At 62.9% G+C, this 16,692-nt stretch carries 16 protein-coding genes; 9 read left to right on the top strand and 7 right to left on the bottom strand.

Annotated features, from left to right (window positions below; genetic code table 11):
- Positions 1-11: 11 nt before the first annotated feature.
- Positions 12-1,256, bottom strand: coding sequence for an ABC transporter substrate-binding protein (locus AC1D75_RS13185; protein WP_495515635.1), 1,245 nt, complete (start codon positions 1,254-1,256; stop codon positions 12-14).
- A 338-nt stretch (positions 1,257-1,594) separates the two neighbouring features.
- Between AC1D75_RS13185 and AC1D75_RS13180 the strand changes: the two genes are divergently transcribed.
- From AC1D75_RS13180 to AC1D75_RS13155, 6 genes are all read left to right on the top strand, one after another.
- Positions 1,595-2,293: a TetR/AcrR family transcriptional regulator gene (locus AC1D75_RS13180; RefSeq protein ID WP_495515634.1), complete on the top strand. Its 699-nt coding sequence runs from the start codon at positions 1,595-1,597 to the stop codon at positions 2,291-2,293.
- A 112-nt stretch (positions 2,294-2,405) separates the two neighbouring features.
- Positions 2,406-3,305 carry a DUF5995 family protein gene (locus AC1D75_RS13175; protein WP_495515633.1) on the top strand — a complete coding sequence of 300 codons (900 nt, stop codon included), beginning with the start codon at positions 2,406-2,408 and terminating at the stop codon, positions 3,303-3,305.
- 40 nt (positions 3,306-3,345) lie between these two features.
- Positions 3,346-4,416 (top strand): YihY/virulence factor BrkB family protein, encoded by a 1,071-nt coding sequence (locus tag AC1D75_RS13170; RefSeq protein ID WP_495515632.1) that lies wholly within the window; start codon positions 3,346-3,348, stop codon positions 4,414-4,416.
- A gap of 141 nt (positions 4,417-4,557) precedes the next feature.
- Positions 4,558-5,001, top strand: a complete 444-nt coding sequence (locus tag AC1D75_RS13165) for an Hsp20/alpha crystallin family protein (protein ID WP_495515631.1) — start codon at positions 4,558-4,560, stop codon at positions 4,999-5,001.
- Between the two features lie 342 nt (positions 5,002-5,343).
- Entirely contained in the window at positions 5,344-6,441 is a 1,098-nt protein-coding gene (locus AC1D75_RS13160) for a carboxylate-amine ligase (protein ID WP_495515630.1), read from the top strand.
- A 40-nt stretch (positions 6,442-6,481) separates the two neighbouring features.
- Positions 6,482-7,498: a zinc-binding alcohol dehydrogenase family protein gene (locus tag AC1D75_RS13155; protein ID WP_495515629.1), complete on the top strand. Its 1,017-nt coding sequence runs from the start codon at positions 6,482-6,484 to the stop codon at positions 7,496-7,498.
- Positions 7,499-7,532: 34 nt separating this feature from the next.
- Here AC1D75_RS13155 and AC1D75_RS13150 read toward each other — a convergent pair whose 3' ends face one another.
- The gene (locus AC1D75_RS13150; RefSeq protein ID WP_495515628.1) at positions 7,533-8,423 is read right to left on the bottom strand and encodes a universal stress protein; all 891 of its coding nucleotides are present in this window, start codon (positions 8,421-8,423) and stop codon (positions 7,533-7,535) included.
- A 231-nt stretch (positions 8,424-8,654) separates the two neighbouring features.
- On the opposite strand from AC1D75_RS13150, the gene AC1D75_RS13145 reads away from it, so the two are divergent.
- Both AC1D75_RS13145 and AC1D75_RS13140 read left to right on the top strand, forming a co-directional pair.
- Positions 8,655-9,449, top strand: coding sequence for an ABC transporter permease (locus AC1D75_RS13145; RefSeq protein ID WP_495515627.1), 795 nt, complete (start codon positions 8,655-8,657; stop codon positions 9,447-9,449).
- Between the two features lie 114 nt (positions 9,450-9,563).
- A complete protein-coding gene (locus tag AC1D75_RS13140) occupies positions 9,564-10,037 on the top strand; it encodes a phosphoribosyltransferase (RefSeq protein ID WP_495515626.1) in 474 nt (157 codons plus the stop codon).
- Position 10,038: 1 nt separating this feature from the next.
- Here AC1D75_RS13140 and AC1D75_RS13135 read toward each other — a convergent pair whose 3' ends face one another.
- Positions 10,039-10,692 (bottom strand): HAD family hydrolase, encoded by a 654-nt coding sequence (locus AC1D75_RS13135; RefSeq protein ID WP_495515625.1) that lies wholly within the window; start codon positions 10,690-10,692, stop codon positions 10,039-10,041.
- A 62-nt stretch (positions 10,693-10,754) separates the two neighbouring features.
- Positions 10,755-12,590: an AMP-dependent synthetase/ligase gene (locus AC1D75_RS13130; RefSeq protein ID WP_495515624.1), complete on the bottom strand. Its 1,836-nt coding sequence runs from the start codon at positions 12,588-12,590 to the stop codon at positions 10,755-10,757.
- A 265-nt stretch (positions 12,591-12,855) separates the two neighbouring features.
- Here AC1D75_RS13130 and AC1D75_RS13125 point away from each other — a divergent pair, with 265 nt between their 5' ends.
- The gene (locus AC1D75_RS13125; RefSeq protein WP_495515623.1) at positions 12,856-13,737 is read left to right on the top strand and encodes a crotonase/enoyl-CoA hydratase family protein; all 882 of its coding nucleotides are present in this window, start codon (positions 12,856-12,858) and stop codon (positions 13,735-13,737) included.
- A 13-nt stretch (positions 13,738-13,750) separates the two neighbouring features.
- On the opposite strand, the gene AC1D75_RS13120 is transcribed toward AC1D75_RS13125, so the two are convergent.
- The 3 genes from AC1D75_RS13120 to pyk are packed head-to-tail and all read right to left on the bottom strand — an operon-like array spanning position 13,751 to position 16,614.
- A complete protein-coding gene (locus AC1D75_RS13120; RefSeq protein ID WP_495515622.1) occupies positions 13,751-14,236 on the bottom strand; it encodes a hypothetical protein in 486 nt (161 codons plus the stop codon).
- A 37-nt stretch (positions 14,237-14,273) separates the two neighbouring features.
- A complete protein-coding gene (locus AC1D75_RS13115) occupies positions 14,274-15,155 on the bottom strand; it encodes an acyl-CoA thioesterase (RefSeq protein WP_495515621.1) in 882 nt (293 codons plus the stop codon).
- A 40-nt stretch (positions 15,156-15,195) separates the two neighbouring features.
- Entirely contained in the window at positions 15,196-16,614 is a 1,419-nt protein-coding gene (gene pyk, locus AC1D75_RS13110; RefSeq protein WP_495515620.1) for a pyruvate kinase, read from the bottom strand.
- Positions 16,615-16,692: the final 78 nt, after the last annotated feature.

The raw sequence follows: 16,692 nt of genomic DNA, 5'->3' as shown, positions 1-16,692 counted from the left end.
GTCCGTTAGATCTAGCCGTTGTTGACTGCGACGGTGTTGGTGAACGCCCCGTCACCGGTGACGTCACTGACGAGAATTGCCTTGCTGCACAGTGCACGAAGCGGTGGGAACGCCTTGCCATCACAGGTGAAGGTCAAACCCGGTGCCGCGGGGAACGGTACGTCCTTGGCCGAGGCCAACGCCGTCGTGAACTGCTCGGGCGTGACCGGACCGGTGAGCGACTTGCCGACCTCACCCATCGACATGACGACCTGGTACCCGGTGTAACCGATACCTGCGGGATCGGTATCGGGGGCGTATTTCGCCATGACATCCTTGTAGAGCTTCACCGAAGGATCATCGGAGCTCAGGTTGACGGTGGTGAATGCCTTGGCACCGGTGATCGCCTCCATACCAACGCTATCGGTCACGCTTTTGTCGATGCACGTGGCAATCAGGTACTTCTGCACCGTCGGCGCCACCGTCTGCAAGGCTTTGAGAGACGTGATGCACTGCGATGAGTCGCCGAGAATCGTGACGGCGTCGGGCTTGTTCTGCAGGCCGGCGGTGATCTGGGGCGTGGGATCGGCCGTCCCGGTCGGGATGGTGACGACGTTCAGTTCGATGCCCGCCCGCTTGAACAATGGGTCACCGAGCGCCTTCACCGACGCTGCCGCGTCGCCGCTGTCGCCGACGAAAACGGTGAACTTCTTCACGCCTTCCTGGGCGGCAACTGTTGCCTGGCCGGTCATCACCGCGATGATCCCGCCCGAGAGCATGAACGAACCGGGCGAGACCATTTCCACCTGCGAGACCGGAGCCTGAGCAACATACGGGATACCCGCGCCGGTGATGATCGGCAACATCACCGCACCCTGCGCACCCAGTGGCGTGACCACTGCGGCAACCTTCTGCTCGACCATCTCGTTCGCGCATTTCGTCGCCGACGCCGGCTCCTCCTGCTGCTTGCAGACGACGAGATCAACCTTGTGTCCGCCGATACCGCCACCGTTGTTGTTCAGGTACTCCGCTGCGGCCTCACCACCCTCACGAACCATGGGCAGATTGACGGTCCCGCCTTCCGGCGCGATGAAACCGAGTTTGATCGGATCACCCTCCGGCACATTCGATGGCAGTGAAACGCCCGCCGCATCCGCGTTGGTAGACCCGGATGACGAGTCGCTACAGCCCGAGACCAACCCGAGTAGTAGTAACGAGGCCGCACCGTAAAGCGCGGCGTTACGGACCGTGTGCCGTCGTGCCTGTGTTGTTTTCAAGTGGGGTCCCTTCAGAGAATAGAACGCAGCTGACCAGGGCAATCCGGAGTCGGCGAGAAATCGAACGGCCAATGATAGGGGCGACCATACGAGGTCTCGGCAAGACTGTAACGCGTTACAGAACACGGAAATCGCGATTCGGCCAAACCGGACCAACTCCGATCGCAGCGGCATCATTGCGCCCTTTCGTCGAACCAGGGAGGTGCTATCTTTTTGACGTCGCGGGTCTTTCGTCAGCGCTCACTCGCGCCGATCAAAGATGGCCGGGCGTCGGGATGCGGTCCCTCTGCCCGAGGTTCTGGACACATCGACGACCAGCGCGCGAACGAGAGAGAAGGATGGCTACGGCGAAGTCCAGGAAGGCAGCAGGGATCCGCCGACCACGAGGATCGATCTCAGCAGAGGAGATCATCGCCGGGGCATTCGAGGTCGCCAACAAGAAGTCGTTGAGTCAACTCAGCATGGCTTCGCTCGCCAAGCACCTCGATGTCGGCGTCGCCAGCATGTACTGGTACTTCCGCAAGAAAGAAGACCTCCTCGACGCGATGACCGAACAGGCGAGCGAGGAGTACCACGCCGCAACACCTTCGGTCAGGGCCGACAATTGGCAGGACGCCCTGCGCAAGCACTTCCGGAAGATGCATCAGACATTCCAGAATCAACCGGTGTTGATCGAGTTGTTTCTTCTGCGTGCCAGGACGGGCCAATTGAGTCCGGTGTCGATCCGCGCGACCGCAACCAAACTCGACGCGATGATCACCGAGATGGTGGACGCCGGATTCACCCCATCTGAGGCACTCGAGGTGTATCTGTCGTTGTTGGCACATGTGTGCGGCGCAGCAATGATCGAACACCACGGGGTCTTCTCCGGCGACGGGGGCGGTGGGCCGCGCAGTGGCACCAACAGCGCATTGACCGCGCCGCTGTTCCAAGAGCTTTCAGAAAAGGGCCGCCGCATCGACGACGTCGAAGAGACGACCTTCGACTTCACATTCGAAGCGATTCTCGAGCATGCCCAGAAAATGATCGCGGACTGAGCGCGAGCCGGGCACCATCAATGAATGCCGCTCTGCACAATGAGTGGTCCGACAATTCTCTCGCAGTTCACCACACACGTTTGAGCAAAGTCCTTGGCGGGTAAACGCAGCCATGACACGACGCCTTGGCGTTGCCATCACCACCGTTGCGGTCGCGGTTGCGGCATCGACAATCCCCCTTGGCGCGAGCACGGCGTCTGCGACACCGACCGTAGCGTGCGGACAACAGTTGTCGGACACCGACATTCGTCGGATAATCGAACTCTCCGACACTGCGGATCGACGCGAGGCGACACCGCTGGCCAAATTGGACGGCGCGATTGCCGACCTCGCGTCCATCACCGAGATCTTGGTCGAACGCGGCGACCGTCGTGGATTGTTCGCGGTGGGTCTGTACAGCGTGGAGCGTGATGCCGTCGCGCCGCTTCAGCACACCAAGAATGCCTTCGAACATCCCGCGTGGGCTCCGGTGATCAGTTTGGCATTACTCAACCGTTTCCTCGACGCCCTGCATGCGGAGTTCAACGACGCACCAGTGCCACCTCAGTGGGAGCGCTACTTCGACTTCGCTCGTGACTGCAGCGCCTCCCCGGCCCGGACGGCCATGGTCGGATACAACGCTCACCTGACGGTGGACCTCGCTTACGCGGTTGCTGACGCAACATCGACTCCGGCACAGGCCCGCGACTACTTCACGATCGTCGACACCATCGCGATCCACGGCGACTCCATCGTCAATGACACCACCGCGGCCTATGGGTCGGCAGCAGATCTAGGTCCCCTGTTCCGCTTCTACTTCGTCGGCGAGGGGCTCGATCGTCTAGTCGGGGCAGGCGTGGCAACTGACGCGATGCTGCGTGCTGCCGACGTCGGCTACAACGTGTTGACGTTCACCAACGGGTTGGGCCTGCAGAATCCGGCAACAGCCCCTGAAACGCGCAACAACATCACAGCGCTATGGCAGAGCGCGGACAACGCCTTCACCGCGCTGACAGAGCTGGATCTACTCTGATCACCGGTTTCACAACCCACCATCGCGGGTACCTGTGGACATGGCCAGCACACGCGACGACAAAACGTTCGCATCCTCGACACCCGACCCGGACGATCCGCGCAAACCCGAGTCGCCGACAGACCTGACAAAGCCGTCTTTCTTCTATGTCTTGCGCAAGGTGATTCGCGAGTTCTCAAAGGACCAATGCACGGACCTCGCCGCTGCACTCACCTACTACGCCGTGCTCTCACTGTTCCCCGCCCTCCTCGCCCTCGTCTCACTCCTGGGCATCTTCGGACAGGGCCAGAAGACGGTCGACTCCGTCATGCAGATGATCGATGACCTCGGACCGTCATCGGCGGTGGACACGTTGCGCGGACCGGTCGAGCAACTGGTCGATGCACCGTCCGCCGGCTTTGCACTGGTCATCGGTCTACTCGGTGCTCTGTGGTCGGCATCGGGGTACGTCGGCGCCTTTGGCCGGGCGATGAATCGGATGTACGAGGTCGAAGAAGGGCGTCCGATCTGGAAGCTGCGACCTCAAATACTGCTCATCACTCTCGTGGCGTTGCTGATGGCGGCAGCCGTCGGGTTGATGCTCGCAGTCAGCGGTCCCGTTGCCTCGTCGATCGGTGACGTCATCGGACTCGGGGACACGGCTCTGACGATCTGGAACATCGCTCGCTGGCCCGTTGTCCTGCTGTTCGTGGTGCTGACGGTTGCGATCCTCTATTACGCCACCCCGAATGTGAAACAGCCGAAGTTCCGGTGGATCAGCGTGGGGGCCGCCATCGCCATCGTCACCTGGATCGTCGCATCGGTGCTCTTCGCCCTCTACGTTTCGAACTTCGGTAGCTACAACAAGACCTACGGCGCACTCGCCGGCGTGATCATCTTCTTACTGTGGCTGTGGATCACCAATCTGGCGCTATTGTTCGGGGCCGAGTTCGACGCCGAACTCGAGCGCGGCAGGCAACTGCAGGCGGGCCTGGCAGCCGAAGAATCAATCCAGCTGCCGCCTCGCGACACCACCGTGTCCGACAAGAACGCCGAAACCGACGCGAAGTTCGTCGAGCGCGGCAGACACCTTCGGGACACCCACGGTGACGAGGGAAGCGCCAAAGACTGACACCGAAGCTGGTGCGCGGGTGCACAACTCGCCAAAATTGTGTCTTGTCACTCGTGCCCGTCGAGTGCTAAAAATAGAGGGCACAGTGATTTGGTCGCCCGCCAGGGTGGCGGGCCGCGAAGATGTAGGAGGTGGGTTGCTGTGCTTCGATTTGATCCTTTCAGCGATGTCGATGCATTGACCCGTGGGCTGTTGGGGAATCAGGCAACAGGGTCGCCGCGAACTCCACGATTCATGCCGATGGATCTCTGCAAGATCGACGACCATTACTTGTTGACCGCCGATCTCCCCGGCGTCGACCCGGGCTCGATCGATGTCAGCGTCGACAACGGTGTCTTGACCGTTTCGGCGCAACGTTCCGCCAGTTCCGGAGGCGCACAATGGTTGACGAACGAACGATTCTTTGGAAGCTACCGTCGCCAACTGTCCCTGGGTGAGGGTATCGACCCGGCAGGAATCAGTGCACACTACGACAACGGCGTCCTGTCGGTCACGATTCCGGTTGCAGAAAAGGCCAAACCGCGGCGGATCGAGATCGGTCACTCGGATTCTCGACAGTCCATCGAAGCCAGGTCCTCCGGCTGAGTCCTCTTCTTGCACTACACAGTTCGCCTGTCCTGAACTCTCCGGGCGAACTAAGTACTGACAAGTTCAACTGAGAGGAGACGACGTGAATCCAACCGACCAAGCGGTCGTGTGGCCTGATCCCAGCCCTCTGGAGAACTGGTGGGTCAGCGTGATGACCACCGACGAGTAAACCCAGTTCACATCCCTTCGCGCGCGGTGCCGCCCGGACACTCCCCAGTGCCGGGCGGCACAGCCATTCTCTGGCCGATTCGACGCCACCCGGTAGGTGAAGACCTCTTCGGGGTACTCCCCCGAGTGGAACCCGGATCGACTGCGTCAGGAGATGCCATGGGTGGCGAGATGAGTGTTCCGACGTTCGGCGTCGAGGAAGAGTTGTTGCTCGTGGACGCCGACACCGGCGCGCCATTCATGGAGAGCACCGCCGTGAGCCACGTCGCGAAATCGCTCGGACTCGATCTCGACCTGGAACTGACGCCATGCCAAATCGAAACCGCAACACCCGTTCTGGATACATCAGCCGAACTGCGACAACACATTCTGAGCAGCCGCCGAACTGCCGCGACGGCGGCGCGGGAGATGAGCGGACGGGTACTCGCTTGTGGCGTTCCACCCGTTGCCGGTGACATCACCCCGGTCTCCCGAACCGCTCGTTACCAGCGTCTCGCCGACAACTTCGGACTGCTGGCCCGGGAACAGGGCGTGTGCGGGTGCCACGTTCACGTGGAGGTACCGCACCGCGGTGAAGGTATCGCGGTGATCAACCGGCTGCGGCGCTGGTTACCGGTGTTGGCGGCGCTGACCGCAAACTCCGCGCTGCACAACTCAGCCGATAGCGGTTACAGCAGCTGGCGGACCGTGCTGTGGTCCAGATGGCCCACTGCCGGCGTGCCGCCACACTTCGAGTCCGAAAAGGACTACGACAACGCGGTTGCCCGGATGCGCGCTGTCGGCGCAGCGTTGGACACCGGAATGATCTACTGGGACATCCGTTACTCTGACAAGTTCGACACACTGGAGCTCCGCGTGTCCGACGTCCCGGCCACAACCGATGAGACCGTTCTGTACGCGGCCCTTGTCCGGGCGTTGGTGATGACCGAGCTCGACCATCTCCGGCGCAATGAGGCCGGTCTTCCCGACATCGACACCGACACCCTGCGGCTTGCCAAGTGGCGCGCCACCCGAGACGGGACCACGGGCATGCTCCCGGATCCGTTGAGCGGCAACATGGTCGGGAGCCGAACCGCGGTCGACCAGTTGGTCGAGTACACCTCGCCCGCCCTGGATGTCGTCGGCGACGGTGACATGGTCGCCGACGCGATCAAAAGAGTTTTCTCCTCCGGCAATGGTGCCGTGCACCAACGCCGGGTGTATCGCCGCGATGGCCTCGGCGCTGTCGTCGATCACATCGCCGCGCGTACGATCGCAGACAGGCTATAGCTCCCCGTAGACAAGCCCTTCGAGGCCGGAGGTAGACCAGATGCACGCATGGCGAGTGAGAAACCCGGGACCTGTCGAAGATTCGCCGATCGAGTGGGTGGACGAACCTCGGCCGATCCCGAACTCCGGTGAACTCCTACTCGCGGTCGAGGCGTGTGGGGTCTGCCGAACCGATCTCCATGTCACCGAAGGCGATCTCCCCGTGCACCACCGCGGCGTTGTCCCCGGTCACGAAATCGTCGGCCGCGTGGTGGAGATTGCTCCCGACACCACAACCGAGTTTCAGGTCGGCGAGCTGGTCGGCGTCCCATGGCTCCGATACACGTGCGGAATATGCAACTATTGCCGCCGGGGTTCTGAGAATCTTTGTCTGAGTTCGCTGTACACCGGGTGGGACCGCGACGGTGGTTATGCCGACTACGTGGTTGCACCTGCCGACTACGCCCTCGCACTCCCGACGGGCTATACCGCCACACAACTGGCGCCGCTGTTGTGTGCCGGCATCATCGGCTTCCGGGCATTGAAACGCGCCGCACTGCCGCCGGGTGGACGTCTTGGCCTGTACGGTTTCGGCGGCAGCGCCCACCTGGTGGCGCAAGTCGCGCTTCACCTGGGCGCAACCCTGCATGTGATGACACGCGGTCAGGAGGCACGGAATCTCGCTCTCGAACTCGGTGCCGCCTCAGCCCAGGGCGCCTATGACCCACCACCGGAACCACTCGACGCCGCAATCGTGTTCGCCCCCGTCGGCGACATGGTGCCCACCGCCCTCGAAGCCCTCGACCGCGGTGGAACACTGTCGTTGGCCGGCATTCACATGAGTGACACACCAGCTCTCAACTATCAGCGACATCTCTTCCACGAGAAGAACATTCACAGCGTCGAAGCCAACACGCGGGCCGACGCACGCGAGTTCCTCAACTTCGCCGACGAATACGAACTACAGATCGAAACGACCGAATATCCACTCACCGAGGCGCACACCGCGCTACGCGACCTGAAGGCCGGACGATTCGCCGGCGCCGCCGTCCTACGACCCTCACCTCAACAAGACTGAAAACAGCGGCCCTCCCACAAGACGGCACCGCATCTCACCGAGCCGTGGGCACGATCAGCACCGGGGTCTGCACGGTGTGCAGCACCGCTTGACTGGTGGAACCGACAAGCATCGTCGGCAACCCGCCACCACCACGGCTTCCCATCACGATCAACTGCGCCTGATCGGCTTCGCGCACCAGGTGACGTACCGGGCGGTCCCGGACCGTTTCCCGACGAATACGCACATCCGGGAACTGCTCCTGCCAACCGGCGAGGCTCTCGGCGAGCACCACGTCGTCGAGCGGGTCGGCGGGCATCTTCGGATCAGCGAATCCACCCGAGTTGGCGTGAGCGGGATCGAAATCGATCAGGGCATGAACCGCAACCAATTCGACGCCGCGGACCGACGCCTCGGCCAGCGCGTGGGCCAGCGCCGGCTCGCTGTGCTCGGTGCCGTCGAGCCCGACCACCACCGGCAACACAGACGGTCGGGCCGTGTGGTCACCCGACTTCACCACGGCGATCGGGCACCGGGCATGCGTGACGATGTGCGTGCTGACCGATCCGATGAGCCCGCCGGTGAACTCACCCAGTCCTCGTGAGCCGACCACGAGCATCACCTGCTGCTCCCCGAGCTTCAGCATCACGTCTGCCGCTTCGCCCACCTCGATCGCGGTGTTGACCTTGAGATCTCCGGCACCAGCGGCCTGCCGCGCCGCCTCGGCTGCCACTTCCAGTGTCGCCTCGGTCTTACGCCGAAGAAGTCTGGACCGGTCCGACCTCAGATTGATCGCATCGGCCAGGCTGGGCAATCGATCTCGCATCACCGTGACGATGGTCAAGGGCACTCCCCGGAGCGCAGCGTCGTAAGCGGCCCAGCGCACCGCCTCGAGCGAATGCTCCGATCCGTCTACACCAACGATGATTCGCTGAACCTGCGACATGGCAGCACCTTTCAGGCGAGCACATGTGTGACTCGCACGTGTGTATCGTGTGTCGTCTTCCCAGTGTCTGTGGTCGAGGCCCCAAAGCCAAGTGTCGTTGGTCCTTCACTGCGAGAACTCGCCGGGCCGATGCGGCGCGAGCACATCGGAATCCCCAGGGACTACGGTCGAATACAACGCGCGGACCGGACTCGGACGCCGGCTGATTTTGTCGAAGGGTCAGGAGGTCTGATGTCGGATACGGTCATTCGCATCGGACCCGTGCTCGTGGTTGCGATAGCCCTGTTGGCCGTCACCGCCGTACTCGTGGCCTATGCGGGACGAACCCGACTGCACTGGCCCATTGCCCGAGCGTCAGTTCGCGCAACGGTTCAACTGGGTGTGCTGGCACTCGTTCTGGGACTGCTGGTACGCAATCTGTGGGCGTCGGCCGGGTTCGTTCTCTTGATGGCGATCATCGCGGCATGGACTGCCGCCGGCCGGGTCACCGGTCACCGCCCCACCCTTCGCGAGATCTGGCAGACCTTGCTTCCGGTGGCGGCGATGACGATCGTCGTGGTCGGCACGCTGGTGCTGGTGGGGGTCCTGCCGGCGTCGGGTTTGGCCGTGATTCCGAGCGCGGGCATCATGATCGGTGGCGCGATGAACACCACGTCGTTGACCGGGCGCCGGGCGGCAGACGAGTTGAAGGTTCGTCACGGCGAAGTCGAAGCGGCACTGTCCCTGGGATTCTCCACATATGACGCGCGGATGGAGATCTGCCGCACGGCAGCGGCGACCGCACTCGTGCCTGCCATCGACCAGACCCGAACTGTCGGGTTGGTCACGATTCCGGGGGCGTTTGTCGGCATGGTGCTCGGTGGGGCGTCCCCGGCCGATTCCGCGGTCATGCAACTGTTCGTACTGATTTCGTTGCTCGCGGTGTGCTCGACCGCACTTGTTCTGACCACCGAACTCGTCGCACTCGGCAAGCTCTTCGATATCAATTCTCGGCTCCACCAAGAATTCTCACAGAGCAGACGTTGAGTTCCGCTGTGCGCTTTGGCAGTCCGATCAGCGTTGATGCCGGATGCGCCCGCGACCGATTCGAAACCGAGCCCAGCAGATCGCGAAACGGGGCGGACGTGCAACGATAGCTCGATGACGGATCGAGAAGTGTTGACATGGGAGCTGTTCGGCCATGCGAGCCGCGAACTGGCCCAAACGATTGCCGACTCCGGCTATGTACCCGAAGTTGTCCTCGGAATCGCACGCGGCGGTCTGCTTCCGGCCGGGGCGCTGGCCTACACCCTTGATTGCAAGGCACTGTTCACGATGAACGTCGAGTTCTACACGGGCGTGGGCACCACGCTGGACAGTCCGGTGATCCTGCCGCCGATCCTCGATGCCACCGAACTCGACGGACTGAGCGTCCTCGTGGTCGACGACGTCGCCGACAGCGGAAGAACCCTTGAACTGGTCCACAGCTTCTGTCGCGACCACGCGTCCGAGGTCCGCACAGCGGTGCTGTACGAGAAGCCGGCGTCGGTGATCCGCGCCGACTACACCTGGCGATACACCGACAAGTGGATCAATTTCCCTTGGTCAACGATGCCACCCATCACGCCGAGGTAGGTCAGACCAGCGCTGCGACCGCGTCGATGTCGAGCTCGTCGATCCCTGCGATGACCATCGCAGCCGGTTCGAGAGCATCGTCGGCGGGTGGATACTCGGGACGCGGTGCGGCGATCAGCACCAGTCCGGCGGCGGATGCCGAGCGCATACCGTTCGACGAGTCCTCGATGGCGGCGCAGGCAGCGGGCTCGGCGTCGAGCGCTTTCACCGCATGGAGATAGACGTCCGGCGCAGGTTTGCCCCGATCGAGTTCTTCCGTGGAGACCGTGACCGCGAAGAGATCCGTCCATCCCGCGGTGTCCAGGACCGCATCGATCAACCTGCGCGGCGACGAACTCGCGAGCCCCAGTCGCCACCGGCCGGCACATCGGCGGACCGCCTCATCAGCGCCCGCAAGCACCGGAAGGTGCTCTTCGTATCGCGCAACCATCTGGTCGATGACAATCTGCGCCACCTCGGCCGGCGGCTTTCCCACCCCGAGATCGGCGCTGAGGTAGGCAGCCCATTCCGGGGTGCTCATCCCCATCAACGCCGTTTGCGCTTCCGGAAGCCACGTCCCGCCGTATTCGGCGACCACCTCCCGCCGGACCTGTTCCCAGATCGGCTCGGAGTCGATCAGCACACCGTCCATGTCAAAAACCACTGCTTCGATCACCGGTCCATCATCTCCTGATCGTCAAGAGATGCGCAGGGCGGGCGACACACCGTGGCCCGTGGTCACCCGAGATCGACAACACCCTGCCGGGGTTCAGCGGCGTACAGGTCGACGATCGTATCGGCGTATTTGTTCGCAATCGGCTTGCGCCGCAACTTCATCGTCGGGGTCAGTTCGTCACCACCGGGATCCCACGCCGATGGCACCACCACAAACCGCTTGACCTGTTCAACCCGCGACAACTTCGCGTTTCCGGCCTTGACCGCTGCAGTGACCTCTTCAATGATCGCCGGATGGGCGGCAAGATCCGAGATCTGTGCACCCGGGATTCCCAGTGATTTCGCCCGCAGGGCGGCCACGTCCGGATCGAGCACCACCAGCGCGGTGATGTACGGCTTGTCATCGCCGACCGCAACAACCTGACTCACCAGTGACGAGAAGGCCTTCACTGCGTTCTCGATGGCACTGGGAGACATGTTCTTTCCCGCCTCGTTGATGATCAGTTCTTTCTTGCGATCAACGATGGTCAGGTTCCCGTCGGCATCGATTGTGCCCACATCACCGGTCGCCAACCAACCATCTGCATCGATCGTGGCGGCGGTTTTTTCCGGATTGTTGCGGTAGCCCCGCATCACAATCGGAGCCCGCACGAGGACCTCGCCGTCATCGGCGATCTTGAGCTCCACTCCCCCGACGGGCCTGCCCACCGACCCCACCTTGAGGTTGTCGACCGAAGTTTTGGTGGCCGCACCGGTGGTCTCGCTCAAACCCCAAACCTCGGTGACCGGAATACCCAGTCCCACAAAGAATTCGATCACTTCGACCGGTATCGAGGCGGCTCCTGACATGGCAACCTTGAGTTCGTCCAGCCCGAGTGCCGCCCGCACTTTGGACAGGACCAGCTTGTCCGCGAGCTGATATTGCGCGTCCAGTAACCGACCCCGCGGACGCCCGGACAAGTCAGCCCGTGCCGCCTTGGCGGCGACGTCCAATGCCCAGGCCGCCAGCTTCGACTTGACCGGACTTGTCTCCTCGGCGATCTTGCCCTCGATCCCGGCCTTGATCTTCTGCCACACCCGCGGCACACCGAAAAAGACGGTCGGACGCACATCCGGTAAAGCAGAGGCGAACTCCCGAGGGTCGACAACCGACGTTATCTGCACGCCGCGCAACAGATTTGACCCATGCGTCGACACCCTGTCCGCAATATGCGCCGCGGGCAGATACGAGATGATCCGATCATCGAATCCCGCATCGATGTCGTCTGTCACCGACGCGGCGGCCGCGATCACATTGCGATGGGTGATCTCGACACCTTTGGGCGGACCGGTGGTACCCGAGGTGTAGATCAACGTGACCAGATCATCGGGTTCGGTTGCGCGCCAGGAAGCCTGGAAATCGAACGTCTCATCGGGCTGCGCTTCGACCTCGCGCAGTTCGATTGCCCCCTCGGCCGGACCATCGACGGTGATGATGTGCTCCAGTTCCACACCGGACTGTTTCACAACCGGCAGAAACGCCCGTTCGGTGATCACGATCCGGGTGGCGGCATCGGTGAACAGGTATGCCAGTTGTTCGGGAGCACTGGTGTTGTACACCGAGAACGGAACCGCCCCCAGGTGTGTGATCGCGGTGTCGACCAGATGGAACTCCGGCCGGTTCGCCAGCATCAGGCCGACGGTGTCACCGCGTTTGACTCCCAGCCGCGCCAGTCCCAGCGCTATCGCTTCGACCCGCTCGGCATATTCGCGCCAGGTGATCTCCTGTATCCCCCCCGGCGTGCGCAACGCCACCCGGTCGGGATGCATCTTGGCCGTTTCCTGAAAGGCTTCGACTGTGGTGCGGACAGCGGCCCCCGACTCGTGCTGGAAGACGGTGTCTGTGGTGTTCTCGTTCATCTGAACTCCTTGACGGTCCGGTCGACCGGACAGCTGACCCGGCACCGCATCCCCCGCGATGCCCATCGGACAAGCCTGTACCAAAAACCTAGCCCCGACGACTCGTCGATACTGCCGGTTTCGGGTTACCCGCGATTCGACAAGACAGAGTTACCCGTGGGTAACATAGCTTCCGTGGGTTCTGGATCTCGCCTCACACTTGCATCAGGCGACACCGAGATCCGCGTACCGCATATTTCGTACCGCAGACCTGAAGGAGCACGTCATGTCCACTCCAGACACCACGTCCGGACCGACACCTCTGACCATCGCAGCCGACCCGGCAGCGAGCCCCGCCGCGGACGGTTCGGTCACGTACCGGGTCGAGCAGACGACCTTCGGTCCGGTCGCTCACGTGCAACTCAACCGGCCCGACAAACACAACGGCCTCACCCTCACACTGCTCGCCGGGCTGACCAAGGCCGCCAAGATGGCCGCGCAGGACAAAACACTGCGTGCGGTCATCATCAGCGGCGCGGGCAAGTCGTTCAGTGCCGGCCTCGACTTCGCCAGTCTCGCCGGCAAAGAAAAGAGCATCTACCGGACGTTTGTTCCCAATATCTTGTTGGGGTCCAACGGTTTTCAGGATCCTGCGTGGCAGTGGCGTCGGGTCCCGGTGCCGGTGATCGCCGTGGTGCACGGCCATTGCTACGGCGGCGGACTGCAGATCGCTCTGGGTGCCGACTTCCGCTTCGCCGCCCCGGACGCCGACTTCTCGGTCCTCGAGGCCAAGTGGGGCCTGATCCCCGACATGTCAGCATCGGCATCGCTCTCGCAGCTCACCGGCATCGACATCGCCAAACGCCTGACCATGACCGGTGAGATGCTCTCTGCTGCCGAGGCCAAGGAGATCGGGCTCGTCACCGGGGTGGCCGACGATCCGCACGCTGCCGCCATGGACCTGGTCGAGAAGATCGCCGCGCGATCACCTGACTCGGTGTCGTCGACGAAGCGCCTGTTCGAGAAGACCTGGTCTCGCTCACCGCGCTTCTCGTTCCCAGTCGAGCAGGTCTTGCAGCTCCGCCTGCTACGCGGTGTGAACCACGCGATCGCCCGCAAGGCCGGGATGAAGCGCGAGACCCCGGTGTTCAAGGATCGTCAGGTCTGAACCCTGGTACGGCTCACGGCTCGAAGATGATGCCGCGCTCGAGTCCGTCTTCGGTGGTCTCGTACCGGAAGGTATCGCCGACCTCCACCACATAGCGGTCGCGGCCTTCGGGGATGCCCGGGACCGAGAACTCGAGCCGGCATTTGTCGGCCGACAACTGTGGCGCGGTCAGCGATGACTGCTCGAGAATGGTCCGATCGGTGTCCAGGATCCGCACCCGGGCACCCGCCCTGATGTCTTCGAACTCGCCGGTGCCACCGCAGACATCGTCCGCTGATGCCTCATACTGGCCGGCGGTGAGCACCACCGCACCCTCGGCAGTGAAATCTCGTGGCTGCGAACCGATCACGACCGCCCCGATCCCGACAACCGCGAGGATCAGACCCGCGACCGTGCTGATGACGATGACCGGTCCGCGGGTGCGCCGCTGCCAGTTGCGCGGCTCCAGATCATTCCCCGGGGCCGGCCAATACGGCGGCGCCGATTGCGCAGGCTGCATGGACCCGAGTCTGCCTGATCGGTGATCGCGGTGTCGATCAGTTACGGGGCGGGAAGTACTTGATGAGTGCTTCCTGGACGACGGTGGTCGCCAGCACGCCGTCACGGGTGAAGAAGCGGCCCGTACCGAGCCCCCGGGATCCGGCGGCCACCGGCGACTCGCTGGCGTACAGCAGCCAGTCGTCGAAGCGGAACTCACGGTGGAACCACATCGAATGGTTCACGGTCGCGGCGAACAAACGATCAATACCCCACGACAGTCCGTGGGTGGTGATGATCGAGTCCAGCACCGTGGTGTCGGATGCGTAACACAGCGCCGCGATATGGACCAGCGGATCGTCGGGCATCTGACCGTCGGTCTTCATCCAGACCCGGTTGTGCTCGAGTCGCTCGCCGGTTTCGCGGGCCTTCCAGCTCGGATCGTTGGCGAAACGGATGTCGATGGGATGCATCGCATTCACAAAGGTCGCAACCCGGTCTTCGTAGCCCTTGAAGTGCTCGCCGAGCGGCGGCAGATCCTCCGGGTACTCGACCTCGGGGATCTGCACCGAATGTTCGAGTCCGGCCTTGTTGTCCTGGAACGCGACAAGCATCGAGAAGATCTCTTCGCCCTCTTGCATCGCCGTCACCAACCGGTTGGCAAACGGCTTGCCGTCGCGCAGGCGGGTCACGTGATATTCCAGCGGTTTGGTCACGTCACCACCGCGGATGAAGTGCGCGTGGATCGCGTGGACCGGGGTCGGCCGGGGCACACTCCTGCCGGCGGCAATCACACCTTGGCTCAGGAGCTGACCGCCGAAGGTCCGAGCACCCACCTGCGTTGGGTGCACCCCGATGTACAGATCCGGCTCGGGCTCCTCGAGATCGAACAGCGAGAGCAGCTTGGACAGGTCCGACGACGTACCGGGGGCATCACTCACAGGCTCAGACTGTAGAGGATGCCCCGCTCCGCCTGCCGGGTCAGTGGTCGTCTTCGCCGATCCGGTGGACGTGGATCAGGTTGGTGTTACCGACGGTGCCGGGAGGGGCACCGGCGACGATGACCACCTGGTCGCCGACCTTGAGCCGGCCGATTTCCAGGAGGGCCTTGTCCACCTGGCGGATCATCGCGTCGGTCGAGTCACATGAGGGGACGATGAAAGTCTCTGTGCCCCAACTCATCGAGAGCTGGCTGCGCACCTCTGGCAGCGGTGTGAACGCCATCACCGGAAGTTTCGTATGTAGGCGGGCCAATCGGCGGACGGTGTCTCCGGACTGGGTGAAGGCAACCAGAGCCTTCGCGTCCAGGCGCTCACCGATGTCGCGGGCGGCGTACGAGATGATCCCCCGCTTGGTCCGCGGCACGTGTGACAGCGGCGGAACCGTGCGTGGGCTGTTCTCGACGGCCGAGACGATGCGGGCCATCGTCTGGACCGTCTCTATGACGTACTTGCCCACCGAGGTCTCCCCCGACAGCATCACGGCGTCGGCACCGTCGAGCACGGCGTTGGCCACATCGGAGGCCTCGGCGCGCGTCGGGCGTGAGTTCTCGATCATCGATTCGAGCATCTGGGTGGCAACGATCACCGGCTTGGCATTTTCGCGGGCCATCTGGATGGCTCGCTTCTGCACCAGCGGGACCTCTTCGAGAGGCAGTTCGACACCGAGGTCGCCGCGGGCCACCATCACCGCATCGAAGGCCAGGATGACAGCTTCGAGATTGTCGATGGCCTCGGGCTTCTCGAGCTTCGCGATGACCGGGACCCGTCGTCCGACCCGATCCATGATCTCGTGGACCAGTTCGATATCGGCAGGTGACCGGACGAACGACAGCGCGACGAGATCGACGCCGAGTGCCAGCGCGAACTCGAGGTCGGCCTCATCCTTGTCGGACATCGCAGGCACCGAGACGTTCATCCCCGGCAGGGACACACCCTTGTTGTTGCTGACCGGCCCACCTTCGGTGACCGTACAGATGACGTCGTTGCCCTCGACGTCGACCACGGTCAGGCCGACCTTGCCGTCGTCGACCAGCAGTCGGTCACCCGGCTTGGCATCAGCGGCGAGTTGTTTGTAGGTGGTGGAAACCCGTTCGGCGGTTCCGGCGCAATCCTCGACGGTGATGCGCACCTCTTTGCCTGCCGGCCATTGCACGGGGCCGTCGGCGAACGTACCGAGACGGATCTTGGGGCCCTGGAGGTCGGCGAGAATGCCCACCGCGCGCCCGGTGGCGTCGGAGGCCTTCCGTACCCGTTCGTACATTTCCCGGTGGTCTTCATGTTTGCCGTGACTGAAGTTCAGTCGTGCGACATCCATGCCGCTTTCCACCAACTCCTGAACACGTTCATCAGTGGCGGTTGCAGGTCCGAGGGTGCATACGATTTTGGTACGACGATTCACTCCTACAAGCCTAGTCCGCACCGTCGGACCGTTCTACGTGAGCCACCAGAACGTCACGAGTTGTTTTCTGCAACACAC

This window comes from Williamsia sp. Y712, assembly GCF_059445525.1.
The sequence above is the reverse complement of the archived record's forward strand: the minus strand, read 5'-3'. Positions and strand labels throughout refer to the sequence as shown.